The sequence below is a fragment of the Clostridium sp. CM037 genome (assembly GCF_055081095.1).
The window spans coordinates 1,163,488-1,187,675 of the sequence record NZ_CM143650.1; the positions used below are offsets into that span (position 1 = coordinate 1,163,488).

24 protein-coding genes, 5 tRNA genes and 2 other annotated features are annotated in these 24,188 nt (G+C 31.5%); of the genes, 22 read left to right on the top strand and 7 right to left on the bottom strand.

The genetic code is table 11. From position 1 onward, the window contains the following. Positions 1–118 precede the first annotated feature (118 nt). A complete protein-coding gene (locus tag ACWJKP_RS05460) occupies positions 119–1,471 on the top strand; it encodes a bifunctional folylpolyglutamate synthase/dihydrofolate synthase (RefSeq protein WP_165413900.1) in 1,353 nt (450 codons plus the stop codon). Positions 1,472–1,603: 132 nt separating this feature from the next. Here ACWJKP_RS05460 and ACWJKP_RS05465 read toward each other — a convergent pair whose 3' ends face one another. Beyond that, positions 1,604–3,022, bottom strand: a complete 1,419-nt coding sequence (locus tag ACWJKP_RS05465; RefSeq protein WP_224578694.1) for an IS1182 family transposase — start codon at positions 3,020–3,022, stop codon at positions 1,604–1,606. Positions 3,023–3,197: 175 nt separating this feature from the next. Beyond that, complete coding sequence (locus ACWJKP_RS05470) at positions 3,198–3,446, bottom strand: TIGR03905 family TSCPD domain-containing protein (protein WP_165414214.1); 249 nt, start codon at positions 3,444–3,446, stop codon at positions 3,198–3,200. 149 nt (positions 3,447–3,595) lie between these two features. On the opposite strand from ACWJKP_RS05470, the gene ACWJKP_RS05475 reads away from it, so the two are divergent. Then, a complete protein-coding gene (locus ACWJKP_RS05475) occupies positions 3,596–4,477 on the top strand; it encodes a YncE family protein (RefSeq protein ID WP_165414215.1) in 882 nt (293 codons plus the stop codon). 26 nt (positions 4,478–4,503) lie between these two features. Here the strand turns inward: ACWJKP_RS05475 and ACWJKP_RS05480 are convergent, their stop codons facing one another. Continuing rightward, on the bottom strand, positions 4,504–5,031 hold the full coding sequence (locus ACWJKP_RS05480) for a DUF4364 family protein (RefSeq protein ID WP_165414216.1): 528 nt from the start codon (positions 5,029–5,031) through the stop codon (positions 4,504–4,506). 294 nt (positions 5,032–5,325) lie between these two features. Here ACWJKP_RS05480 and pdaB point away from each other — a divergent pair, with 294 nt between their 5' ends. Together pdaB and ACWJKP_RS05490 are read left to right on the top strand one after the other, a co-directional pair. Next, complete coding sequence (gene pdaB / locus ACWJKP_RS05485) at positions 5,326–6,081, top strand: polysaccharide deacetylase family sporulation protein PdaB (RefSeq protein WP_165414217.1); 756 nt, start codon at positions 5,326–5,328, stop codon at positions 6,079–6,081. Positions 6,082–6,263: 182 nt separating this feature from the next. Beyond that, the gene (locus ACWJKP_RS05490) at positions 6,264–6,953 is read left to right on the top strand and encodes a single-stranded DNA-binding protein (RefSeq protein WP_165414235.1); all 690 of its coding nucleotides are present in this window, start codon (positions 6,264–6,266) and stop codon (positions 6,951–6,953) included. Between the two features lie 156 nt (positions 6,954–7,109). On the opposite strand, the gene dapD is transcribed toward ACWJKP_RS05490, so the two are convergent. After that, the gene (gene dapD / locus ACWJKP_RS05495) at positions 7,110–7,820 is read right to left on the bottom strand and encodes a 2,3,4,5-tetrahydropyridine-2,6-dicarboxylate N-acetyltransferase (protein ID WP_216303276.1); all 711 of its coding nucleotides are present in this window, start codon (positions 7,818–7,820) and stop codon (positions 7,110–7,112) included. A 189-nt stretch (positions 7,821–8,009) separates the two neighbouring features. Here dapD and ACWJKP_RS05500 point away from each other — a divergent pair, with 189 nt between their 5' ends. Continuing rightward, the gene (locus ACWJKP_RS05500; protein ID WP_165414219.1) at positions 8,010–9,161 is read left to right on the top strand and encodes a pyridoxal phosphate-dependent aminotransferase; all 1,152 of its coding nucleotides are present in this window, start codon (positions 8,010–8,012) and stop codon (positions 9,159–9,161) included. Between the two features lie 206 nt (positions 9,162–9,367). Here ACWJKP_RS05500 and dapB read toward each other — a convergent pair whose 3' ends face one another. Continuing rightward, positions 9,368–10,123, bottom strand: coding sequence for a 4-hydroxy-tetrahydrodipicolinate reductase (gene dapB, locus ACWJKP_RS05505; protein ID WP_165414220.1), 756 nt, complete (start codon positions 10,121–10,123; stop codon positions 9,368–9,370). After that, complete coding sequence (dapA, locus tag ACWJKP_RS05510; RefSeq protein ID WP_462961438.1) at positions 10,120–11,016, bottom strand: 4-hydroxy-tetrahydrodipicolinate synthase; 897 nt, start codon at positions 11,014–11,016, stop codon at positions 10,120–10,122. The genes dapB and dapA overlap by 4 nt, the downstream gene beginning before the upstream one ends. Positions 11,017–11,358: 342 nt before the next feature. On the opposite strand from dapA, the gene ACWJKP_RS05515 reads away from it, so the two are divergent. From ACWJKP_RS05515 to ACWJKP_RS05550, 8 genes are all read left to right on the top strand, one after another. Beyond that, complete coding sequence (locus ACWJKP_RS05515) at positions 11,359–11,598, top strand: small, acid-soluble spore protein, alpha/beta type (RefSeq protein ID WP_165414222.1); 240 nt, start codon at positions 11,359–11,361, stop codon at positions 11,596–11,598. Between the two features lie 98 nt (positions 11,599–11,696). Continuing rightward, positions 11,697–12,434 (top strand): class I SAM-dependent DNA methyltransferase, encoded by a 738-nt coding sequence (locus ACWJKP_RS05520; RefSeq protein ID WP_165414223.1) that lies wholly within the window; start codon positions 11,697–11,699, stop codon positions 12,432–12,434. Positions 12,435–12,465: 31 nt separating this feature from the next. Then, positions 12,466–13,347 (top strand): Hsp33 family molecular chaperone HslO, encoded by an 882-nt coding sequence (hslO, locus tag ACWJKP_RS05525; RefSeq protein ID WP_165414224.1) that lies wholly within the window; start codon positions 12,466–12,468, stop codon positions 13,345–13,347. Positions 13,348–13,679: 332 nt separating this feature from the next. After that, positions 13,680–13,755, top strand: a tRNA-Val gene (locus ACWJKP_RS05530). Positions 13,756–13,760: 5 nt separating this feature from the next. Then, a tRNA-Asp gene (locus ACWJKP_RS05535) sits at positions 13,761–13,837 on the top strand. 30 nt (positions 13,838–13,867) lie between these two features. Beyond that, a tRNA-Phe gene (locus tag ACWJKP_RS05540) sits at positions 13,868–13,943 on the top strand. Positions 13,944–13,948: 5 nt separating this feature from the next. Then, positions 13,949–14,023 (top strand) — tRNA-Gly (locus tag ACWJKP_RS05545). Between the two features lie 18 nt (positions 14,024–14,041). Further along, positions 14,042–14,116 (top strand) — tRNA-Cys (locus ACWJKP_RS05550). 77 nt (positions 14,117–14,193) lie between these two features. On the opposite strand, the gene ACWJKP_RS05555 is transcribed toward ACWJKP_RS05550, so the two are convergent. After that, a complete protein-coding gene (locus tag ACWJKP_RS05555; RefSeq protein WP_165414225.1) occupies positions 14,194–14,889 on the bottom strand; it encodes a DUF6873 family GME fold protein in 696 nt (231 codons plus the stop codon). A gap of 150 nt (positions 14,890–15,039) precedes the next feature. Here ACWJKP_RS05555 and ytxC point away from each other — a divergent pair, with 150 nt between their 5' ends. The 9 genes from ytxC (at position 15,040) to pheT (ending at position 24,101) form a co-directional block, all read left to right on the top strand. Continuing rightward, entirely contained in the window at positions 15,040–15,942 is a 903-nt protein-coding gene (gene ytxC, locus ACWJKP_RS05560; protein ID WP_165414226.1) for a putative sporulation protein YtxC, read from the top strand. A 122-nt stretch (positions 15,943–16,064) separates the two neighbouring features. Continuing rightward, positions 16,065–16,176, top strand: a sequence feature (ribosomal protein L20 leader region). A 34-nt stretch (positions 16,177–16,210) separates the two neighbouring features. Further along, on the top strand, positions 16,211–16,738 hold the full coding sequence (gene infC / locus ACWJKP_RS05565) for a translation initiation factor IF-3 (protein ID WP_165414227.1): 528 nt from the start codon (positions 16,211–16,213) through the stop codon (positions 16,736–16,738). Positions 16,739–16,758: 20 nt separating this feature from the next. Beyond that, positions 16,759–16,956, top strand: a complete 198-nt coding sequence (gene rpmI, locus ACWJKP_RS05570) for a 50S ribosomal protein L35 (protein WP_165414228.1) — start codon at positions 16,759–16,761, stop codon at positions 16,954–16,956. Between the two features lie 27 nt (positions 16,957–16,983). Further along, positions 16,984–17,343, top strand: a complete 360-nt coding sequence (rplT, locus tag ACWJKP_RS05575; protein ID WP_165414229.1) for a 50S ribosomal protein L20 — start codon at positions 16,984–16,986, stop codon at positions 17,341–17,343. Positions 17,344–17,461: 118 nt separating this feature from the next. Beyond that, the gene (locus ACWJKP_RS05580; protein WP_165414230.1) at positions 17,462–18,826 is read left to right on the top strand and encodes a TrkH family potassium uptake protein; all 1,365 of its coding nucleotides are present in this window, start codon (positions 17,462–17,464) and stop codon (positions 18,824–18,826) included. An 11-nt stretch (positions 18,827–18,837) separates the two neighbouring features. Next, positions 18,838–19,497 (top strand): potassium channel family protein, encoded by a 660-nt coding sequence (locus tag ACWJKP_RS05585; RefSeq protein ID WP_165414231.1) that lies wholly within the window; start codon positions 18,838–18,840, stop codon positions 19,495–19,497. 12 nt (positions 19,498–19,509) lie between these two features. Then, on the top strand, positions 19,510–20,295 hold the full coding sequence (locus ACWJKP_RS05590) for a TrmH family RNA methyltransferase (RefSeq protein WP_165414232.1): 786 nt from the start codon (positions 19,510–19,512) through the stop codon (positions 20,293–20,295). A gap of 68 nt (positions 20,296–20,363) precedes the next feature. Next, positions 20,364–20,576: a binding site (T-box leader), on the top strand. A 59-nt stretch (positions 20,577–20,635) separates the two neighbouring features. After that, a complete protein-coding gene (gene pheS / locus ACWJKP_RS05595; RefSeq protein WP_462961439.1) occupies positions 20,636–21,655 on the top strand; it encodes a phenylalanine--tRNA ligase subunit alpha in 1,020 nt (339 codons plus the stop codon). Between the two features lie 67 nt (positions 21,656–21,722). After that, positions 21,723–24,101: a phenylalanine--tRNA ligase subunit beta gene (gene pheT / locus ACWJKP_RS05600; RefSeq protein WP_165414234.1), complete on the top strand. Its 2,379-nt coding sequence runs from the start codon at positions 21,723–21,725 to the stop codon at positions 24,099–24,101. The last annotated feature ends 87 nt before the right edge of the window (positions 24,102–24,188 follow it).

Here is a 24,188-nt window from a genome sequence, read left to right on the forward strand (position 1 = left end):
GTAATGATTAAAGTGTTACAAATTTTTTGGATTTTTTATAAAAAAGGTTGTTAACTGCCACTAAGTTGGTATAAAATTTAACCGGACATAGTTATTTATTTTGAAAGGAAGGATAAGCATGAATTATGATGAATCTATAGCTTACATAAAAAATACAGCAAAGTTTGGTAGCAAACTTGGGCTTGAGAGAACTGAAAAAATATTAGAACTTTTAGGAAACCCACATAAAAAATTAAAGTGTATACATATTGCAGGAACTAATGGGAAAGGTTCAACTACTGCTATGGTGACTACGATTTTGGTCGAAGCTGGATATAAAGTAGGCTCATATATTTCGCCATTTATTGAAGAGTTTGAAGAAAGAATGCAAATAAATAATAAAAACATCTCTAAAGGAGATTTAAGTGATGTTGTAACAGAGGTTTCTAAAGCGGTAGAAAAGGTAGTGGAACTAGGATATAGTAATCCAACAGAGTTTGAAATCATTACCTGCGCGGGTTTTTTATATTTTTATAAAAACAATATAGATTTTGCAGTGGTTGAAGTAGGGATGGGTGGAAGGCTTGACTCAACAAATGTAATTACACCTATTTTAAGTATTATTGCATCTATTAGTTTGGACCATACGCTAATACTCGGAGATACCATCGCTAAAATTGCTTGTGAAAAAGCAGGTATTATTAAAGAGGGGATTCCCGTAGTTATGTTTCCGCAACTAAAACAAAGCGAAGAAGTAATAGAAAGAATATGTAGAGAAAAAAAATGCAAATTAATAAAAGTATCACAGGATTCAGCGGTATACTTAGGTAAGAAAAATTTACAATATAGTGCAGTGGATTCAATGGAAGAAACAATGTGTACTATCAATAATGCTATAACTCAAAAATTGAAAGTGCAAACTTCAAATAATGATTATACTATTGATTTATCACTTTTAGGAAAACATCAATTACTAAACTGTTCTGTAGCGGTTCATGCTATAGAGGAGCTTATAGAGCAAGGCGCAATGATTAATAGAGATCATATAATAACAGGGCTTGGGAGTGTAGTGTGGCCAGCAAGGCTTGAGATGATGCATAAAAAGCCTTTAGTAGTTATAGATGGTGCACACAATATAGATGGTATACAAAAACTTACGCAGAGTATTGATATGTACTTTAACTACAAAAAAATCATATTAATTTTAGGAATCCTTGCGGATAAGCAAGTGGAAGAGATGATAAAAACTATAGTTCCAAAGGTGAGTAGAGTTATTACTGTTACCCCCCATAGCGATAGGGCAGAACTCTGCGAAGAATTAAAAATCCAAGTAGAAAAATATACTATGAGTTGCGAGGCAATTGAAGATTATGAGGATGCATATAAAAAAGCTTTGAGCTACTGCGATGAAGATGATTTACTGTTAGTGTCAGGTTCTTTATACATGGTGGGAGATATGAGAAAAATAATACGAAATGTTCACAGCTATTAATAGTATTAAATCATCTCCTGTGGAGCTGAAATGTCGTTAAAAATAAATTGACACATATTACTAGATAATATGTGTCAGGTTGTTTACAAACCCAGTATAATTTTTTTATTATACTGGGCTTTTTACATGCAATTATGCGATAGCATTTTGAGTTATGGATAAATTTAAAATAACAACTATGTTCTTAGTTAGAAAATCAAAAAACCTTAAAGATAGCAGGCTAGCTATCTTTTTCATATTCTGCACTGCTGCTGTAAGCAGACACTGCTCTTGCACATTTTCTAATCCACGCATATGGCAATAGCGAAGCCCATGCAGTTGTTTTGAATCTGCGAAGCTTCGCTCTATAGTTTCTTTTCTTCTTCTATATATATTTCTGCCTTTATCTGTTCTGGTGAACTTTACAACATCTTCTTTATACGTTTCCCAAACATGTCTTCTAATAGTTTTAAACTTGCTTTTTGCAGAAAAGCATTGAGCTCTGTTTGGACATATGTCGCAATATTTTGCATTACCAACATATTCTTTATATCCTTCTCTTGTTGTTGTTTTATAATGTAAAGCCCTTAAGTCAGGGCATACGTAAATGTCCTGCTCTTTAACATATTGGAATTTATTTTTTGTGTACATTCCTTTTGTATGTGGAGACCTACGGTATCCCATTACAGATTTTAATTCCCTCTCATATAGTTTTTTACATATAAGATTTGTAGCATAACCAGCATCTGCACCAACATATTTTGTATTAAAATTAAACTTTTTTATTTGCACATCTAATCTATCGATATAAGGATCAACATCATTTATGTTTCCAGGAGTAACATACACATCAGTAATTATATTATGTCTGCTATCGACAGTTCTGTGATCTAAATATGAGAAGCCTTCCGGCTTGCCATCTCTCATCATATATCCACTGTCGGGGTCGGTTGTGCTAACTTTAGTTTCTTTTATTTTGGTAACAGGTTCTTTTTCTTTTAAAGGTTTTTTACCATGGTTTATTCTATCTTCTTCCACTGCTTTATTAAGTTCAGCTACATATTCTTTCGGCGTTTTTTCAACTTCAATTTTCACAAGCTTTCGCTTATTAGCATTTGCTTTTAGGTGTGTAGAATCTGTGTAAAGTATTTTACCGGTTACCATCTTAAGATTTATAGCCTTAAATACTACTTCGTCAAATATTTTTTGAAACACATCTGTTCCTTTAAATCGTCTACGTCTATTTTGGCTAATTGTTGAATGATCTGGAATAGTATCAGTAAGACTTAGCCCTAGGAACCATCTATAAGCCACATTTACTTCAATTTCCTTTACAAGTTGTCGTTCAGATTTTATTCCAAATAAGTACCCAATAAACAGCATTTTAAAAAGTAGAATGGGATCTACGCCAGGTCTTCCATTATCTAAGCAGTAATATTTTTTAGTCAGTTCTCTTATAAAAGAGAAATCCATGTATTTATCTATATTTCTCAAAATATGGTCTTTAGGAACTAAATCTTCTAAATACACCATTTCTAGTTTTTGTTGTGTGAAGTTTTTTTCATTAATCATAATAATGCCCTCCGAATTATAAAGTTTGTATACTATATATATTCGACATTGATGTCCTAAAATCCTTTTTGAATATGAAAAAAACACTCCAATTTTAAATTAGAGTGTTTTACATTTTATGTTTGTCAACGGTCTGACACATATTACTAGATAATATGTGTCTTTTTTTATTTGGTTAAGCCTTTGCAACTAATTCCTCCAGTGCCAAAGCTAATTGGTCTGGGCAAGAAGTGCTTTTACCACCACAGTTAATACCCTTAAGTTTTTTTATAACTTCGGAAACTTCCATACCTTTTACTAAGGTTGAAATTCCACTTAAATTTCCAGCGCATCCTCCTGTGAAAACAACATTTGTTATTTTATCGTCAACGACTTCAAAAGTTATTTTTTTTGAACAAACGCCTTTTGGCTCATAACTATACATAATTTACTCCTCCGTCCTTTGTAATATTAATAATTACAATAGTTATTATATACTATTAAGTATCCTCATTTCAAGAATTTAATTTTAATGAAAACATTGTTAGCATATTAGCGCTATTTTCATATTATGGTTATGGGGAGGTGAAGGATTTGAGAAAGTTATATGTGTGTAGTACTTCAGCAGATTGCATATCAAAAGTTAACTTGGATTTGTTTATAGAAGAAGAAAAAATATATTTGGATAAAAAAAATCTCGAAAGAATTGGTCCTCATGGTATATATATATATAAAAACAAGATATTAACAGCTAATAGTTATGATAATAGTATTTCTATGGTTGATATTGATAATAATGAAACAGAAAGTTATTTTATAGGTATGCATTGTAATGATTTATCAGTTTATGATAATAGGGCATATGTTATTTGTGGAGATTCTGATGATATAATAGTTTTTGATTTAGACAAAAAAACAATTGTAGAAGTAATTCCATGTGGTAACTCACCACATAGTATTTATCTTTGTAAAAGAAAGAACCTTATTATAGTGGCAAATATGAATAGTGACAGCATAACAATAATAAATTGTGCTCAGAACACAAATATTAAAAATATTAGGGTGGGGGCATATCCTACTAAAGCTCTAATTACCCCGGATGGAAATTATATTTTAGTTTGCGAGAGCAATATAGGTATGGACAATAAGGGAAGTATAAGCATTATTTCATTAAAAAACTATAACGTATTATACAAGATACCTGTTGGTAATTCGCCTGTGGACATGTATTGTAATGAAAAATACTGTTATGTATCAAATTTTGGAGATGGCACGGTGAGTATATTAGACATAAATAATTACAAAGAGATAAAAAAAATTAAAATTGGGGGTATGCCTAGGGGAATACTCGAAGATGAAAAATATTTGTATGTAGGTGATAATTATAACAATTTGCTTTTTAGAATTGATAAAATTACTGAAAATAAAAAAGCCATCTCTATTGGCGGAGAGCCCACAGGTATGGCGCTTTTATAAAAATCAGCTTCTATAGAAGATTAAGATTAATCATCTATGAGAAGATTAATTATTTTAGCATAAAGTTCAGAAGGGTTTTTTCTCCATTTACTGCATAAACTTCGTGCTTGCTTGTTCGACGCAACACTAAGTTTAATATCTATAAGTGTAAAATTATCTTCTGAAGCGGTTAGGTTAACTAAATAATTATTATTGTTTTCTATTGTGTAATCAGCACTAACCGTGAGTGCTTTTTTGATGTTTTCAATATGAACTTTCAAATAGCTATCAATAAGTTGTATCTTGCTTTCAGAAATTCTTCCTTTAAATAAAGATAGAACATTGTCACCTTTTTGCGAAATGACTAATCTATGTTTACCTTTCTGATCAGTATGCTTAAGTAGGTTAGATGCAATAAGTTCAGTAATATATTGTTGCAAAGTAAAATAATTTATAAAATTATTCTCTAAAATAATTTGCGTTATTTGAATATTAGAAATAGGGAGCTTTATTTTATAAAATATATAAAGTAAAAGAAGCTTATTTTCAGCTAAGTCTAAAGCATCCTCAAACATATCTGTTCCTCCTTGTAGTCTGCTTAATATAAAACAATAATGAACGGTATCATTTCATGTAAAATTAACTATAAACATTATAACATAAAAAGCACCGAAATGAATCGGTGCTTTTAATTTTAATACTATATAATGGTTTATCTGAATTTTCAAAAGAAATAAACTTTATAAAATAAATTATACACATATATATTAACTTATAGAATATAAATTTAAAGTATAAATGTGCAAGGAGACGATAGGGGATATCTATTACTTTGGCACAAAGTGATTATAAGGAGGATATAAGAGGATATGAATATGAATTACATAAAAAAAAAATTAATAGTATTTTGTGCGATTTTCATTGTGATTTTATCAATTATAGGTGTTTATAACTTAAAAACTAAGGGTGCGTTTTTGGGTGAGCAACGTAAATTACCAATTTACTCCGTAGATACTAAAGAGAAAAAGATTGCGATCTCTTTTGATGCAAACTGGGGCGATGATAGAACAGATGATATATTAAAAATATTAGATAAGTACAATGCTAAAGCAACGTTTTTTATAGTGGGAGCGTGGCTAGACCAGTATCCGGATAGGGTAAAGACGATGCATCAAAAAGGTCATGAAATAGGAAACCATTCCAATAAGCATCCTATAATGACTACAATATCCAAGGAGAGAATGAACAAAGAAATAACCACCACAGATGCTAAAATAATGGCTATAACAGGGAAAGAAACAACCCTTTTTAGATGCCCATCTGGAGAATATAATAATTTAGTAATTGAAACCGTAGAATCAACAAATCATTATTGTATTCAATGGGATGCAGATAGTATTGATTGGAAAGAGCAGGGGGCAGAAATTGAGTATAATAGAATAATTAAAAAGACTAAGCCGGGCTCCATACTTTTATTTCACAATAATGCAAAGTATACCCCTGAAAATTTAGAAAAAATTTTAAAACATTTTAAGGCTCAAGGCTACAAATTTGTAAAAATATCAGATCTTATATACAAAAAAAACTATTATATAAATGAATCAGGAAAACAAATACAAAAATAAAAATTAAATGTATTGAAATCCACGGTGTATTTGTATTATAATGGAAATACCAATTAGTTATAATTTTGGAAAAATAGATATAAACAAAATTCTCTTAATATTAGGTATATTACATTGAAAAACTGAATATTTATATTCTAAAGAAAGTTTATTAAAAAAAACTAAGGGAAAGAGGGATTATGATGGATAATGTTATGTTAAATAACAAGATTTATTTAGAAGGAAAGGTAGTATCTGAATTGAAATTCAGTCATGAAATGTATGGAGAAGGCTTTTATGTATTTGATTTTGAGGTTTGGAGACTTAGTGAAACAACAGATATTTTAACTATAACAATTTCTGAAAGATTAATTGCAGGTATGAATATTACAATAGGAAATGAGTTTATAGTTGAAGGTCAACTTAGATCTTACAATAAATTCGTTGACGGATCTAACCGATTAATATTAACGGTATTTGCTAGAGATATTAAAATTTGTGAAGAACACAGTAAGAATCCAAATCAAATATTTTTAGATGGATATATTTGCAAGAGTCCAGTGTATAGGACAACTCCGTTTGGGAGAGAGATTGCGGACATGCTTTTAGCAGTTAACAGATTGTATAATAAATCTGATTATATACCTACAATTGCTTGGGGACGAAATTCTAGGTTTTGTAAAAGTCTTGAAGTAGGAGATAATATAAGAATATGGGGAAGACTTCAGAGTAGAGAATATCAAAAGAAATTATCAGATGACGAAGTTATAAAGAAAGTGGCATATGAAGTCTCTATATCAAAGATGGAAAAGGTTGCTAAAGATGGTGAGGGCACTGTAGAAGCGGATATGATTGATGAAGAGCATGACCTTGAAGCTCTAGACGTTATATAGTATAGATATGTAGAATGAATCTTTTTTCTTCAATAGGGTTATAAAGAGCATATATTACGTAAAATGCATATGAACAAGCTCTAGTAATTAAAATTAATTTAGAATTACTTAGCAAAGTGAATTGCATTTGTAGTAATATATGCTCTTTAATTTTTGTTATTTTCTTAAATCATCAAGTAGTTTAGTTTTTTCTTTAGTTCCACTATCCACGTTTTTTATTATTTTTGCGGGTGTTCCAGCAACTACAACATTTTCAGGAACATCATTTACAACTACAGATCCTGCTGCCACTATAGAATTATTCCCGATTTTTACTCCTTCTAAAATTACAGCATTGGCTCCAATTAGTACATTGTCTCCAATTTCACAAGGACTTTTGCTTGGCGGTTCTAACACTCCTGCGATTACTGCACCTGCACCTAAATGAACTCTTTTACCGAGTTTACCTCTGGCACCAACAACAGCGTTCATATCTACCATAGTTTCATCACCAATTTCAGCACCTATGTTAATTATGGCACCCATCATTATAACGGCATTTTTACCTATGGTAACCTTGTCGCGTATAATTGCACCTGGTTCAATTCTTGCATCGATATTTTTTAAATCTATCAAAGGAATAGCAGAGTTTCGTCTGTCTTGTTCAAGTTTGGATTTTTTGATTCTGTCTTTATACTTTATTAGAAAATCTGATACCTCATTACTTTCTCCAAAAAGGATATAAAAGCTTCCGTTACCAAAACTTTCTATATTGCCAAATTCGCATTGTGATAAATCTCCATCAATATAGAGTTTAAGTGGAGTTGCCTTTTTAGCTTCTTTTATGTATCTTGCAATTTCATAAGGGTCGGTTAAATCATAGTTCATAGTTAATCTCCTTTCGTATTATAAGTATTAAGCCAAATTTTCATTTTTATGCATTTAATTTCGATTACACCATAAATATTAGCATTATCCTAGAACAATTTAAAAAATACTGATTTTTATTCTATTATATAGTAAAATACTTATAATGCAAATAATTGAAAGCACAAACACATTGAAAAGGATGATGTTATGAATAATTTATTTTCAAAAAATGTAAGCAATGTAGAGATTTCTGGAATTAGAAAATTTTTTAATAAGGTTCCACAAGTTGAAGGGGCGATTTCACTGACTCTTGGTCAACCTGATTTTCCAGTGCCTAAAAATATTAAGAAAGCCATGATCCAAGCTATTAATGAAAATAAAACTGAGTATACAACTAATGCAGGTATTCCGGAGCTACGACATGAGATTTCTAATTTTTTATGCGGCACAGGCATCAACTATTCAGCTGATGAAATAACTGTGACTGTTGGTGGAAGTGAGGCACTTCTATGCACATTTGCAGCATTTTTAAATGTTGGAGACAAAGTGCTGGTACCGACTCCAGCTTATCCAGCTTATGAGAGCTGTGTAAAGATTTTTGGAGCAGAAGTAGTTAATTATAAGCTTAACAGTGATTTTACTATTAATTTTGAAACATTAAATAAACTTATTAATGAAGAAAATCCTAAGATTTTAGTGATGTCACATCCGTCTAACCCTACTGGAGCAACATTAACATTATTCGAGCGAAATAAACTTTTTCAAATTCTAAAAGAAAAAAATATTTACATAATAAGTGATGAAATTTATAGCTCATTATGTTATGAAAAATACTATTCATTAGCTCAAATTGATGAATTAAGGAATAAAGTAATTTTGGTGGGTGGATTTTCTAAAATGTTTTCAATGACAGGACTTAGAGTTGGATATGTTTGTGCTAGCAAATATATCATGGATAATATAATGAAAGTACATCAGTATAATGTTTCTTGTGCAGCCTCAATATCTCAATGGGGTGCGTGCGAAGGATTACTTTCCAGCATGAATGATGTAAATAATATGAAAGTGGAGTTTGAGAGGCGAAAAGATTATGTATATAAAAGGTTGAAGCAAATGGGAATGGATACAACTATTCCTAAAGGGGCCTTTTATATATTTCCCTCTATAACAAAATTTTCTATGAGTAGCGAAGAGTTTTGCAACAGACTGTTGAATGAAGGCAAGGTCGCTGTTGTGCCTGGTTCGGCTTTTGGCACCGGAGGAGAAGGTTTCATAAGGATATCATATTCTTATAGTATGGAAGTGTTAAAAGAGGCTTTAAATAGAATGGAAAAGTGGATTAAATCATTACCTAAGTAATTTTTAAAAATATTGAACTAGAAAAGCAACCTATTTAAGTATTTAATACTTTGAAGGTTGCTTTTCTAGTTTAAAGGCTAAATCATCTCCTGCGGAGCTGTATTAACGACTTCAGAAGAAGATTTGTACTCCCGCTGAAGTTTTTTATTTGTTAGGGCACGTAACTCCAGCGTGTAGTAGTGGGAGACTTTCCTTCTGAACTGTCGTTATATTGACATATTAACTACATCATCCATACTATATAGACCTTTTTCTTTTCCGTATATATATTCGCAGGCTTTAAGTGCACCTATTGCAAAAACATCTCTTGATATTGCAGTATGCTTAATTTCAATACATTCTCCCTTTCCTGCAAATATGACTTCATGATCACCTATAATACTTCCACCACGGATAGCATGAATCCCTATTTCATTAGGTTGTCTTTTACTTAAACCATCACGTCCTTTGACAAAGGTGGTTTCGTCATCTATAGAATCTTTAATTGTATTTGCAAGGAGTAAAGCGGTACCACTAGGGGAATCGACTTTTTGATTATGATGCTTTTCAATTATCTCAATGTCAAAATCCTTGTAAAGCATATTGCTTATGCTTTTAAGTATATTATTAACAACATTTATACCTATAGACATATTTGCAGAGTGGAATACTGGGATTTCGGTGCTGAGGGAACTAATTTTAGATAACTGTTCTTGCGTGTAACCAGTAGTGCAGAACACAATAGGGATATTTTTCTCTTTAGAATACTTACATAAGGAATCTAAAGCATCTGGCCTTGAAAAATCTAAAATCACATCTATATCATTTTCACATTCAAGTATGCTGTCATAGCATGTATAGCCTAAATTAAATGAATTTTTATCAACACCTGCAACAATTGAAATCGTTGTTGATGCTTTAGCCATTTCAGAAATAACTTTGCCCATCTTTCCATTGCAGCCATTTAGAAGCATTTTAATCATTTGATTTCCTCCTTTAAAGGGATATTATATGCTTTTAATTCTTTTTTTAGAATCTGTAAATTTATTTCATCCATTTCACATAGTGGTAGTCTTAAAGCCCCGACTTCCATTCCCATAAGATTCATAGCTGTTTTTACAGGGATAGGATTAGTTTCTATGAATATAGAGCCATTAAGAGGAAGATACTCCAATTGTATTTTTAGAGCTTTTGCATGCTCGCCTTTTAAATATAATTCACACATGTTATGAATCACTGTAGGAATTATATTTGAAAGAACAGATATAACTCCGATACCTCCTAAGGAAAGTATAGGTATAACTTGGTCGTCATTACCTGAATAGATATCTATTCTATCTCCGCAGAGTGCTTTAATCTGTGCTATCTGACTTATATCGCCGCTCGCTTCTTTAATTGCTACAATGTTTTGTACTTCGCATAATTTTAGAAGTGTGTTTGGAGTAATATTAAGACCTGTTCTCGAAGGAACGTTGTATATTATTATTGGTGTAGTTACACTATTTGCAATTGCCTTGAAATGCTCAACTAAGCCTTTTTGAGTAGTCTTATTATAGTAAGGCGTAATTACAAGTAATCCGTCTACTCCTATTTTTTCTGCCCATTTACTCATACTTATTGCAGCGGCAGTATTGTTACTTCCTGTGCCCGCGATTACTGGAATTCTCTTATTAACTAGATCAACTACAAATTTTATAGTCTCTTTTCTTTCTTGCTCTGTCATAGTAGAAGCTTCACCTGTAGTACCACATACTACAATAGCATCTGTCATGCTTTTGATATGCCATTCTATTAATTCTTCGAGTTTTTTTAAATCTACGCCTCTTTCATTAAACGGAGTGACTATTGCAACACCAGAACCTTTAAAAATACTCATAAGATTACCTCCTAGTAGTTTATACTATATAGTTATTAATTTAGATCGCTTTTAGTGAAGCATTTCGTAATATTCTTCATAATGAATTAGGAAACACATAAATTATCACTAAAATATTTTTCTTCATTAGATTATATTATATAGCCCATATGTAAAAATATATATACTTTAAAAAAAAAAACTGAAAATCAGCAAGGTATAATTTAATGGGTATATTTATAAAACTGTAATTTAAATCATATTATGATTAAATAACGGGTAATATTTATTTTTTATTATGAATAAAAAAACCTCGAATTGTAAAAAATATAAGATATTACAATTATAATCAGGAGGTATATGATGGGTAAAACACCTTTGAAAAAAGTTATAAAAGCTAAATTAAGAACAAATAAAGAGTTAACTAAAAACGAAATGCTAAGAGAATCGTTAAAATATGAAATAGCGGAAGAATTAGGATTAACAGAAAAGATAGATGTTGATGGTTGGAGTGGATTAACAGCAGAAGAAACAGGAAGAATTGGAGGCTTAATGACAAAAAGAAAGAAAGCCATAAATCTCCCTAAAAACAAAGATTTTTAAAGATATTAAGCAAATTAATTTGGACAATATTTGGTATATAGGTTAGTATATTATATACCATTATAGTATTAAGAGGAATATAAAGGAGAAATGTTAATATGAACTGTTACAAAGAGTTTGCTTGTATATATGATGAATTAATCAATTCTGATATTGAATATAAAACATGGGCTTCCCAAATATTATGTATTTGCAAAGAGTATCACTTAGATATGGAGAGTTATTTAGATTTAGCCTGTGGTACAGGAAATCTTACTATAGAAATTGCAAATGAGTTTAAGCACACCTGGGCAGTTGATTTATCTTGTGATATGTTAAGTCAAGCAGAGAAAAAGATGAGGGATGCTCGGGTAGGAGCAAAATTTGTATGCCAAGATGTTTGTGAATTGAATTTAGATAATACTTTTAACCTTATAACTTGCTGCTTAGATTCTAGCAACTATATATTAAAAAAAGAAAATTTTAAAAAGTATTTATTAGGCGCTTATGATTTATTAAAACAGGATGGGTTATTCATCTTTGATATTAACTCTTATTATAAACTTACCAATGTGCTTGGTAATAATATTTATAATTACGATAGTGATGATGTAGTGTATATTTGGGAAAATTATTTAGAAAATGATATAGTGCAAATGAATTTAACTTTTTTTGTAAAAGAAGGACAAGTGTTCAGACGCTTTGATGAGCAACACTCTGAAAGGGCTTATAAAGAAGAATATGTAGAAAGTGTTATAAAAGAAATCGGGTTCGAAATAATTAAAAAGATGGATAACTATGAAGATAAAGTAGTAAGTAAAATCACAGAGCGAATATGTTATGTACTTAAGAAGTAAAAAACAAAAATAGTTTACAGGAGGCTAGTATATGGATAAATTGGTTAGAGCTACTGCAAAGGAAGGCCAGGTTAGAATAGTCGCAGCAATAACTACGGGTTTAGTAAATGAGGGAGTTTCTATGCATTTGTGTGCACCCACGGCAGCAGCTGCTTTTGGTAGGATGCTAACGGCTGGTACTCTTATGGGAAGCATGTTAAAGTCGCAGCAAGATAGTTTAACACTTCAAATTGATGGCGGAGGAGAAGCGAGAGGCGTGGTAGTAACTGCACATGCTGATGTAAGTGTAAAAGGGTACATAGGAAACCCTAATGTAGATTTGCCTGCAAACAAACAGGGGAAACTTGATGTAAGTGCTGCCGTTGGTACGGATGGTTATTTAAGGATTATAAGAGATATGGGACTAAAGGAACCGTACATAGGTCAAGTGCCAATCTGTACAGGTGAAATTGGGGATGACTTAGCTTATTACTTTACTGTATCAGAGCAAACGCCGTCTGCTGTGGGACTCGGAGTTTTAGTTGACACGGATATGAGCATTAAAGCTTCAGGAGGTTTTATAATCCAAATGATGCCTGGTGCAGACGAATTTTTAGCTGATATAATAACGTATAGACTTGAAGAAATTCCATCTATAACTGAATTAATAGCAAAAGGGATGAACATCGAAGAAATTTTGGAATTTATTTTTGAAGATATGGAACTTAAAATACATGAAGAGGTTAAGCCGACGTATAAATGTGATTGCTGCAAGGAAAGGGTTGAGAGGGCCTTAATAAGTATAGGTAAAAAGGATTTAGAAGAATTATATAATGATGGTAAAACCGAAGAACTTAAATGCCATTTTTGTAATGAAAATTATGAATTTAATCATGAAGAAATTGGGCAATTACTTAAAGAAGCTAATTCATAGATAAAAATGCAGCTTTGGTTAAAGAGAATATAGTATATGTGGTATTGCTTTTTATAGAAAGCAATACACAAACTATATTCTATAGTAATATATGTTTCAAATCGTAGCAAAGTGGAGTAAATTCGATAAATAGGGAGTATAATTTAAATATACGTGAATATTCACCATATTTATGGTTGACAGCCGTAAGAAAATCTTATAATATAATAAAGTACTCACAAAGTACACATGGACGAGGAAGTTATCAGTAAAGTGAAAAAACAGTTAATACATAAAGTTGTTGACAAGTTTTATGAAATGATGTAAACTGTACTAGTCTGATAAAGATATGTGGGAGCATAGCTCAGCTGGGAGAGCATCTGCCTTACAAGCAGAGGGTCACAGGTTCAAACCCTGTTGTTCCCACCACATATGGCTCAATAGCTCAGTTGGTTAGAGTGCCGCCCTGTCACGGCGGAGGTCGAGGGTCCGAGTCCCTTTTGAGTCGCCATTTGAATTTAGTAAATTTGAAAATTATTAAGGCTGGATAGCTCAGTCGGTAGAGCAGAGGACTGAAAATCCTCGTGTCCCTGGTTCGATTCCTGGTCTAGCCACCAGTGTTGCGGAAGTGGCTCAGTGGTAGAGCGTCACCTTGCCAAGGTGAACGTCGCGAGTTCGAATCTCGTCTTCCGCTCCAACTATAATTATGAATAATGGCGCTATAGCCAAGCGGTAAGGTCAAGGTCTGCAAAACCTTTATTCCCCGGTTCAAATCCGGGTGGCGCCTCCAAAACAATAAAAAGTAGTCTAAATGCTGATATTTCAGTATTTAGACTGCTTTTTTTATTTCAGTATATTTTGGATTCGTTAGACTCTAAAAATACTACCTCTATCGATTAGTTTTCCATTTCTCAAAAATACAGGTTCTACCTTATGCTTATTTAAAAAATTTAATACTTCTTTCCCATACAAATAATGATCTAAGTGACCATAAAAAGCTAAGACATTATCTTCGATAAGACCTGTTACGCCACCTATAAAACCGTAGTTAAGCCCGGGAAGGATAATATCACCAGGTGGAATTAATAAAATATCTATTTTTTCAATGCTTAAAGCCTTAGCGATAGAAACATCACTAGTTATGACTGCATGATCATTTACAATGCAAGTAGAACATTTTGTATAACCTTGCTTAACGTTTATTAATTTTCTTGTTTTTAATAGTGACAAAAGATTAGTATCAGTAAAATTAAATGAGTGAATAAAAAGATTGCCTAGGCTTAATGAATTGAGACATATGTCATAAGGGTATTTATCTTTTAAAGTTGAATTTGATTTATAAACTTTATAATTTAACAAAATTAAGCTCAGTATGAATTCATTATCCATGTCTTTATGAACTATAATATCTTTGCCTAAAATATGCATAAGCATATCAGGGTGACCACATACAGCCTCGTATAAAATGTTGCTAGGTGGGCAAATAAGCAAGTTATATCCTCTAGAAACTAAATATTCTTTTTCTTCATTATGAATTCTAAAATCAACAATAATATTTTTCATTACAATACTCCTATTTAATATTTATTTTCTTATGTTTATTTTATAACACAAAGCTATCACAAATTGCAATATGTCGATAATTGTTTAATCTATTTTGCATATACATTAATATTACACACATACTATCTTAGTGAGAAAGGAGTGTGCGAAATGCTTTTATTAACTATTGTATATAATAGGAGTGTGGAATGTATTATTGATGAAATTAAAGACATTAAGAAGTGTTTTGAAGATAAAAAAAACTTTTCAGGTATATCGGAAAATATAATAGGGGATACTCACGTAGTAAAGTTTTTTTGTGATGATGACAACTTAAGCGATGCTGGTATCAAAACATTTAATTTGCATGTTGCAAACATGTTATATAAAATAGTTATAATGGAATTTTGTAAAAAAGGACTCAAAAAATTTTTAGATGAATCTTATTTTTTTCTGCAATATGATGAAATAGAACAAATTAAACCTAAGATACAAGAATATTTGAGTAGCGAGGGCGAAATATCCGGACCTAATGGAGTATATTGTATGAATAGGAAAAATAGTATAATTGATAAGATAACTAAATGTATAGAAGAAAATAATGAAATTAATATAAGTGGATTTTTAACCTTTAGGACAAAAGAGCTAAAGGGAGATTTAGAGTGCATAGTGGATAAAGTTGTGGAAGAGTATATGGTAGAGAAAGAATATAATGAGTTTATAAAATTGCTTAAATACTTTGTTGATGTTCAGGATAGTAAGGTAGATGAGATTAATATTTTAATTGAAAAAAACGGAAATTATCGTTTAACAGATGAAGAAGGTAATGATTTAGTAGGAAATATGATGATGGAGTTACCAGATGTTAAATTTGATTCAAAAGAAAATCGAGAGGAACTTATTATTAGCACTATGATAACCAATGCTCCTAAAAAAGTAATTATACACTGTGTAGAACATTGTAAAAATAAAGAACTAATACAAACGATAAACAAGGTTTTTGCAGATAGGGTCTATTATTGTGATAAATGTCTTAAATGTGAAGAGATAAAAAAAGAAACCCTTGTATGGTAGTAAGGCACATTGATATGTGAATAAAATAAATAAAAAAGTATTGACAAACAAATATTTAGATAGTATACTTTGAATTGTTGTGAATGAAAATATAAAAAATATTTTAATATAATAGAGTTATCTTTTACAAGAAGAAACAGCCGTTTCTCACCTAACAGTAATGCTAGTTAGGTTAATTAGTAATTTAAATTTGTTACTATTAGGGACGGCATTTTGTCGTCCTTTTAATTGTTTAAATATTATATTTTTATCTAAATACACTTAGGAGGTGAAAATTATTAGTAAAAACAAAGATTTCATGATGAATGAAGAAATCAGAGTTAGAGAAATAAGAGTTATTGGAGCTGATGGTTCTGCATTAGGTATTTTGAATACTAAAGATGCGTTGAATCTTGCGGAAGAGAAAGATTTAGATTTAGTTATGATGTCTCCTACCGCGAAACCTCCAGTATGTAGAATAATGGATTTTGGTAAGTTTATCTATGAACAACAGAAAAAAGAAAAAGAAGCTAAAAAGAAACAAAAAGTTGTTAATCTTAAAGAAATACGATTAAGTGCAACAATAGAAGATCATGATATTGCAATTAAGGCTAGTAATGCTAAAAAATTCTTGTTAGATGAAGATAAGGTAAAGATAACCGTAAGATTTAGAGGTAGAGAAATTGAAAACTCAAAAGTAGGACATAAGATATTAAAATCTTTTGTAGAAAAAATCGGTGATGTTTATATTGTTGAAAAACCAGCGAGACAAGAGGGAAGAAATATGATAATGATTTTAGCTCCCAAAAAAGCATAACTGAGAGGAGGAATTTTATTATGCCTAAAATGAAAACACATAGAGGCGCAGCAAAAAGATTTAAGAAAACAGGAACAGGTAAGTTAAAAAGAGCTAAAGCTTTTACAAGTCATATATTAACAAAGAAAAGCCCGAAAAGAAAAAGAAACCTTAGAAAAACAGCATATGTTTCAACAACTCAAATAAAATCGATGAAGAAATTGTTACCATACTTATAATTGAATGGTGATTAGGAGGTATATTAAATGGCAAGAATTAAGCGAGCAGTTAACTCTCGTAAAAACCATAAAAAAGTATTAAAGCTTGCAAAAGGCTACTATGGTGGTAGAAGTAAGTTATTTAAAACAGCTAATGAAGCAGTAATGAGAGCACTTAGAAATGGTTATATCGGAAGAAAATTAAAGAAAAGAGATTTTAGAAAACTTTGGATAGCTAGAATCAATGCTGCTACAAGGTTAAATGACCTTTCATATTCAAGATTCATGAATGGAATGAAACTTTCAGGCATAGATATTAACAGAAAAATGCTTTCTGAAATTGCAATAAATGATCCAAAAGCTTTTGCTGAATTAGTAGAAGTTGCAAAAAAACAATTACAAGCATAAAAATTATTTATTCAAAAATGTAGCCATATGGCTGCATTTTTTATTGCATTTTTGACAAAAACATGTAAAGTGATATAATTAGTAAAACGTCATAGTTGAAAATTTAGAGGTGAATAATTTGAAATTAGATATTAAAGATCTTAAAAAGAAAAGCATATATACTCCTGTTCGGATACTTGCATTAGGGTTTGCTATAGTCATAGTCATAGGGGCTATACTATTAAGCCTACCTATAGCTTCGCAAAGTGGTAAAATTACGCCTTTCATAGATTGTATATTTACCTCTACATCTGCTGTGTGTGTTACGGGACTTATAGTACTAGACACGGGAACATATTGGACATATTTTGGCAAAACAGTGATCATGTTACTTATAGAAATAGGTGGACTTGGATTTATGTCTGTAGCTACTTTAGTTTTTTTAATTTTAGGGAAAAGAATAACATTAAAGGAAAGACTAGTGATGCAGGAAGCTATGAATGTAAACTCATTACAAGGGTTAGTGAAAATGGTCAGATATGTATTGATATTTACGATTTATGTTCAGATAACAGGTGCGGTGTTATTCTCAACACAATTTATTCCTGAATTTGGAATTGCCAAAGGGATTTATTATAGCGTGTTCCATTCGGTGTCTGCGTTCTGCAATGCTGGGTTTGATTTGATTGGAAACTTTAATAGTGTCACTGCTTATGCTAGTAATTCTGTAGTAATATTAACAATTGCAGCATTAATAATAATAGGTGGGTTAGGATTTTATGTTTGGGTAGAAATTTATAATTGCAAGGGAACAAAAAGATTGTCACTCCATGCTAGAATAGTTATTTACTCGACGATAGCATTGGTTGTTTTAGGGGCAATACTTATGTATATTTTTGAGATGAATAATGCTGACACTATGCAAGGAATGTCTATTAAGGGCAAATTTTTATCTTCCGTTTTTGCATCAGTTTCCCCAAGAACAGCAGGGTTTAATTCTATACCACTCGGTAAAATGACCACGGCGGGAAAGTTTTTAACAATAATTTTAATGTTTATTGGAGGATCGCCTGGATCAACAGCGGGTGGAATAAAAACGACTACTGCCATTGTGATTTTTATGACTATAGTGTCTGTGGTTCGAGGAAGAGAAGATACTGAAATATTTCAAAAGCGCATAAGCAAAGAATTTGTGTATAAAGCGTTTGCAGTATCACTTATTTCCCTAACAATTGTTATATCAGTTACCATGATATTATCTATTACACAGAACCCGAATATTCCTTTTGAATACTTTTTGTATGAGGCTACTTCAGCATTTGCTACAGTTGGATTAACACTTGGATTAACTACAAAATTAACATTTGTAGGAAAGGTAATAATATTACTTACCATGTATGCAGGGAGAGTGGGACCACTTACTATAATACTAGCATTAGCTAAAAATAAAAAAAGTAAATCGGGAAATATAAAATACCCAGAAGGCAAAATTTTAATTGGATAGGGGTGGGGTTAATGAGTAAAAAACAGTTTATTGTTATAGGTCTCGGAAGATTTGGAGAATCCGTTGCTGAAACATTATATTCTTTGGGAAATGATGTATTAGCAGTTGATTTTGATGAAGATGTAGTTCAAAATATTTCGGATAATGTAACTCATGCAGTTCAAGCTGATGCGAATGATGAAAATAGCTTAAGGGCTCTTGGAATTCGTAATTTTGATTGTGCAGTCATTAGTATAGGTTCTAATATCCAATCTAGCATTTTGGCAACACTCTTAGTTAAAGAATTAGGAGTAAAATATGTGATAACAAAAGCGACTAATGCCCTGCATGCTAAAGTATTATATAAAATAGGTGCAGACAGAGTAGTTTTTCCGGAAAGAGATATGGGTGTACGCGTTGCTCATAACTTAGTATCATCAAATATATTAGATTATATTGAATTATCTCCTGATTATAGTATAGCTGAAGTTATTAGTCCTGAAGAATGGCATAATAAAACCCTGGGAGAATTAAATATAAGAGCTCAATATGGTATAAATGTAATGGCTATAAAAAGAAACAATGATATTGATGTTGCTCCAGCAGCTGATAATATTGTTGAACCAGGTGATATTATTGTTGCAATAGGTAATATTGAAGAATTAAATAAGTTGGAAAATCTAGTTAAATAAGGAGCATTCAGTTTGGAGCATATTCAAAGTAAGGATAATTTATTGATTAAAGATATCAAAAAGTTAAAAGAAAAGAAATATAGAAAAGACAGTAATATGTTTTTAGTTGAAGGTTTCAGATTTGTAGAAGAAGCTTTGGATTCTGGTTTTGAAGTGGTGCACATTTTTATAAGCGCTAGAGGAGATTCAAAATATGAAAACTCTTGTATGAAAAACAAGCTACAGAAGGATACTAAAGTTTATAGTGTTAGTGACAGTTTATTTAAAAGTATTTGCGATACGGATAATCCGCAAGGGATTATTGCTACAGTTAGAAATAAACCGGTAGAGATTAAATATGATCATGGCTTCTATATGTTAGCTGATAAAATACAAGATCCAGGTAATATGGGAACTATAATTAGAACAGCTCATGCGGCGGGAGCACTAGGAGTTATAATTACAAAAGGAACTGTAGATATCTATAATGAAAAAACTTTAAGATCCACAATGGGTTCTATTTTTAAAATACCCGTTATTTGCGATAGTGATCTATCGGTGGTTCAAAAGCTTAGAAGCGCTGGATTTAAGCTAGTTACTAGTTCATTGGATACTGATAAAAACTTCTATAATGTAGATCTTAGAGAGAAAGTTATTATATCAGTTGGGAATGAAGGAAATGGAATAAGCGCCGAAGTTTATGAGATATGTGATTTGAAAATTAAAATTCCCATGCCTGGTGGTGCAGAATCTTTAAATGCAGCTGTAGCTGCATCAATTATGATGTATGAAGTCGTAAGACAGAAAAATAATATATGATTTTTAAATTCATAGTTGAATTTTTTTGTAGTTGTGGTTATAATATTTTGTATACTACCATAAATTAATAATAAACTGTGACGGAGAAAGTAAATATAAAGATACTTACAGGGATAAGAAGCCTTAGACTGAGAGCTTCATTAAGAAATTTTTATATCCAAGTTCACTCCAGAGTTCTAATGGTGAAAAAAAGTAGCCGATAGCGGGTAAAACCGATAAATTTATCTAAGAGGACTGTTTTTAGTCAATTAGGGTGGTAACGCGGATTTTCCGTCCCTTTATTGGGGATGGTTTTTTTTGTTTTATAAAGAATTATCAAAATATGAGAGGAGCATTCATTATGAAAGAAAAGTTAGAAACGATAAAAGCTGCAGTTTTAGAAGAATTAAAAGGAGCTGCTATTAAAACAGAATTAGAAAATATCAGAGTTAAATATTTGGGCAAAAAAGGTGAATTGACGCAAATATTAAGAGGCATGGGACAGTTATCAAATGAAGAAAGACCAATTGTTGGAAAATTAGCAAATAAAGTAAGAGTGGATATAGAGACACTTATAGATAAAGCTTCAGATACATTAAAAAACAATGAAAAAGAAATGAAGCTAAAAAGTGAAGTTATAGATATATCTATGCCAGGGAAAAAACAAACAGTAGGTAAAAGACATCCGTTAGAGTTAACACTTGAAAAAGTTAATGAAATATTTTTATCTATGGGATTTGTTATTGAAGAGGGCCCTGAGGTAGAAAGAGATTATTATAACTTTGAGGCATTAAACATACCTAAAAATCATCCGGCAAGAGGTGAACAAGATACTTTTTACATAAATGATAATATAGTTTTAAGAACCCAAACTTCACCAATACAAATAAGAACTATGGAGCTTCAGAAACCGCCTATAAAAATGATAGCGCCAGGTAAAGTTTATAGATCCGATGCAGCAGATGCTACTCATTCACCAATATTTTATCAAATTGAAGGGCTTATAGTAGATAAGGGAATTACCTTTGCTGATTTAAAAGGGACGCTAGAATTATTTACGCAAAAAATGTTCGGGGACGAAATGGAAACAAAGTTTAGACCACATCATTTTCCTTTTACAGAGCCATCAGCTGAGATGGATGCCACTTGTTTTGTGTGCAATGGTAAAGGGTGCAAGGTTTGCGGCGGTAGCGGCTGGATAGAACTTTTAGGTTGTGGCATGGTTCATCCGGACGTTTTAAGAAATTGTGGGATTGATCCAGAAGTTTATAGCGGATTTGCTTTCGGGTTTGGCCTTGATAGAATTACAATGTTAAAATACGGAATAGACGATATTAGAGCACTTTATGAAAGTGATATGAGATTTTTAAAACAATTCTAAAATATAAATAATAATGCAGCTTCGCAGAAGATGATTTAATACTATACAAATTCTAGGAGGATATAAAATGAAAGTTCCAGTTAAATGGCTTAAAGATTATGTAGATATAGATATTTCACCAAAGGTGCTTGGAGATAAGTTAACCATGTCTGGTTCAAAAGTAGAAGAGGTTATTATATCAGGTGCTGAAATTGAGAAGGTTGTTACAGGGAAAATAATAAAAATAGAAAAACATCCGGATGCTGAGAAATTAGTTATATGTCAAGTAAATATAGGATTAGACGAGCCGACACAAATCGTTACAGCAGCTACTAATATGAAAGAACAGGATATAGTACCAGTAGCACTTCACGGATCAACGTTACATGGAGGACTAAAAATAAAAAAAGGTAAACTCCGTGGAATAGTTTCAAATGGTATGTTCTGCTCTGAGGAAGAACTTGGAATTGCAGTTGATGAACCAGTTGATGGACTAATGATACTTCCAAGCGATACCATCATTGGAAAAGACATAAAAGAAGTATTAAATCTTCAAAGTGTACTAATAGATTTTGAAATAACTTCAAACAGAGCAGATTGCTTAAGTATTCTAGGAATAGCTAGAGAAACGGCTGCAACTTTAGGCACGCAGTATAGAAAACCAGCACTTGATTATAAAGCTACCTGCAAGGATAATGTGGAAGACCTTTATAAGGTTCATATTAATGATGAACTTTGCAGAAGATATATGTTAAAGGGTATAAAAAATGTAAAAATTGAGCCTTCTCCACAATGGATGCAGGAAAGACTTATAGAAGCAGAAATTAGACCTATAAATAATATAGTGGATATCACAAACTTCGTTATGGTAGAGCTTGGTCAACCTATGCATGCATTTGATGCTAGGCAAATTACGACTAATGATATAGTGATAGAAAGAGCGGGTAACGGAGAAAAATTTATTACCTTGGATGAGATAGAAAGAGATTTAGATGAAAGCATTTTAACTATTAAAGATGGAGATAGAACAATAGCAATTGCAGGCATTATGGGAGGCTTAAATTCAGAAATTAAAGAAGACAGCACAAGCATAATATTTGAGAGTGCAAACTTTAAGGGGGTTAATATAAGACTCGCTTCTAAGAAATTATCTTTAAGAACCGATGCATCTTCTAAATTTGAAAAAGATTTAGATCCTAATATGGCTGAAATGGCAATGGATAGAGCTTGTCATTTAATAGAAGAATTAGGTGCGGGTGAAATAATGGACGGATGCACTGAGGTATATCCGAGTAAAGTTAAATCTCATACTTTAGAAGTAGATGCAAATTGGATTAATAAATTTTTAGGAACTAATATATCTATGCCCAATATGAAAATATACCTTGATAGGTTAGAACTTGCTACAGAAATAACAGGGGATTTTTTAGTTATACATGTACCTACGTTTAGGTCTGATATTAACATTAGAGAAGACGTCGCAGAGGAAATAGCTAGAATGTATGGTTATGATAACATACCATCTACTATTCCTAATTGTGAAACTTCAAAAAGTGGGAAAAGTGAAAAGCAAAAGTTAGAAGATAAAGTAGTGCTTTCTTTAATTGGCAGTGCACTTAATCAATCCATAAGTTATTCTTTTGTAAGTCCTAAAATATTTAATAAAATTTTAGTTCCAGAAGATAGTGAGTCAAGAAAAGTAGTTACTATAAAAAATCCTTTAGGAGAAGATTATAGTATAATGAGAACTACAACTATAGCATCTATGATGGAATGTTTATCAAGGAATTATTCAAGGAATAATGAAGAAGCTAGGTTATTCGAAATAGGTAAGGTGTATATACCAAATGAAGATGCAGATAAGCTTCCAGAGGAAAGAAATATATTAACTATAGGAATGTATGGAAATGCTGATTATTTGGATTTAAAAGGTGTAGTGGAAAATGTATTAGATATTTTGGGAATGAAAAATACATCATTTAAAAGAGAAAGTGAAAATCCAACTTATCACCCAGGAAAAACATCAAACCTATATGTAAAGAGAGAATTTATAGGTGTGGTTGGAGAAATTCATCCGAGTGTTTCGGAGAACTATGAAGTGCAGCCAAGATGTTATATAGCAGAATTAAACTTAGATATATTATATAAATATGCTGACTTAAATAAGAAATATAAAGCACTTCCAAAGTTTCCAGCTGTAACAAGGGATATTGCACTTATAGTTGATGAGAGGGTTCTAGTTCAAGACATTGATGATATAATTGTAAAGCAAGGTGGAAATATTTTAGAAAGTGTTAAGTTATTTGACGTGTATAAGGGGAAACAAATAGCAGAAGGAAAGAAAAGTATAGCCTATGCTATAGTATATAGACGCTCGGACAAGACATTAACAGATGAAGAAGTAAACAAGGTGCATGAAAAGATATTAAGATCTCTAGAGCATAAATTAGGTGCTGAACTTAGATAATGAGAATAAATTAAAACTCCCTTAGTAATAAGAGGCCACTGAAAAAAGCACTCTCTTTTCAGTAAGTTTTTTAGGCTTGAACAGAAA

Bases quoted from the DNA above. Each gene is read 5' to 3' on its own strand.
- ytxC (WP_165414226.1), top strand. From the start codon at position 15,040: ATGCTTTTATTAACTATTGTATATAATAGGAGTGTGGAATGTATTATT.
- ACWJKP_RS05480 (WP_165414216.1), bottom strand. From the start codon at position 5,031: ATGTTTGAGGATGCTTTAGACTTAGCTGAAAATAAGCTTCTTTTACTT.
- pheT (WP_165414234.1), top strand. From the start codon at position 21,723: ATGAAAGTTCCAGTTAAATGGCTTAAAGATTATGTAGATATAGATATT.
- rplT (WP_165414229.1), top strand. From the start codon at position 16,984: ATGGCAAGAATTAAGCGAGCAGTTAACTCTCGTAAAAACCATAAAAAA.
- ACWJKP_RS05520 (WP_165414223.1), top strand. From the start codon at position 11,697: ATGAACTGTTACAAAGAGTTTGCTTGTATATATGATGAATTAATCAAT.
- ACWJKP_RS05470 (WP_165414214.1), bottom strand. From the start codon at position 3,446: ATGTATAGTTATGAGCCAAAAGGCGTTTGTTCAAAAAAAATAACTTTT.
- dapD (WP_216303276.1), bottom strand. From the start codon at position 7,820: ATGAACTATGATTTAACCGACCCTTATGAAATTGCAAGATACATAAAA.
- dapB (WP_165414220.1), bottom strand. From the start codon at position 10,123: ATGATTAAAATGCTTCTAAATGGCTGCAATGGAAAGATGGGCAAAGTT.
- ACWJKP_RS05490 (WP_165414235.1), top strand. From the start codon at position 6,264: ATGGATAATGTTATGTTAAATAACAAGATTTATTTAGAAGGAAAGGTA.
- pdaB (WP_165414217.1), top strand. From the start codon at position 5,326: ATGAATATGAATTACATAAAAAAAAAATTAATAGTATTTTGTGCGATT.
- ACWJKP_RS05555 (WP_165414225.1), bottom strand. From the start codon at position 14,889: ATGAAAAATATTATTGTTGATTTTAGAATTCATAATGAAGAAAAAGAA.
- ACWJKP_RS05515 (WP_165414222.1), top strand. From the start codon at position 11,359: ATGGGTAAAACACCTTTGAAAAAAGTTATAAAAGCTAAATTAAGAACA.
- ACWJKP_RS05460 (WP_165413900.1), top strand. From the start codon at position 119: ATGAATTATGATGAATCTATAGCTTACATAAAAAATACAGCAAAGTTT.
- ACWJKP_RS05500 (WP_165414219.1), top strand. From the start codon at position 8,010: ATGAATAATTTATTTTCAAAAAATGTAAGCAATGTAGAGATTTCTGGA.
- dapA (WP_462961438.1), bottom strand. From the start codon at position 11,016: ATGAGTATTTTTAAAGGTTCTGGTGTTGCAATAGTCACTCCGTTTAAT.
- ACWJKP_RS05465 (WP_224578694.1), bottom strand. From the start codon at position 3,022: ATGATTAATGAAAAAAACTTCACACAACAAAAACTAGAAATGGTGTAT.
- rpmI (WP_165414228.1), top strand. From the start codon at position 16,759: ATGCCTAAAATGAAAACACATAGAGGCGCAGCAAAAAGATTTAAGAAA.
- pheS (WP_462961439.1), top strand. From the start codon at position 20,636: ATGAAAGAAAAGTTAGAAACGATAAAAGCTGCAGTTTTAGAAGAATTA.
- hslO (WP_165414224.1), top strand. From the start codon at position 12,466: ATGGATAAATTGGTTAGAGCTACTGCAAAGGAAGGCCAGGTTAGAATA.
- ACWJKP_RS05585 (WP_165414231.1), top strand. From the start codon at position 18,838: ATGAGTAAAAAACAGTTTATTGTTATAGGTCTCGGAAGATTTGGAGAA.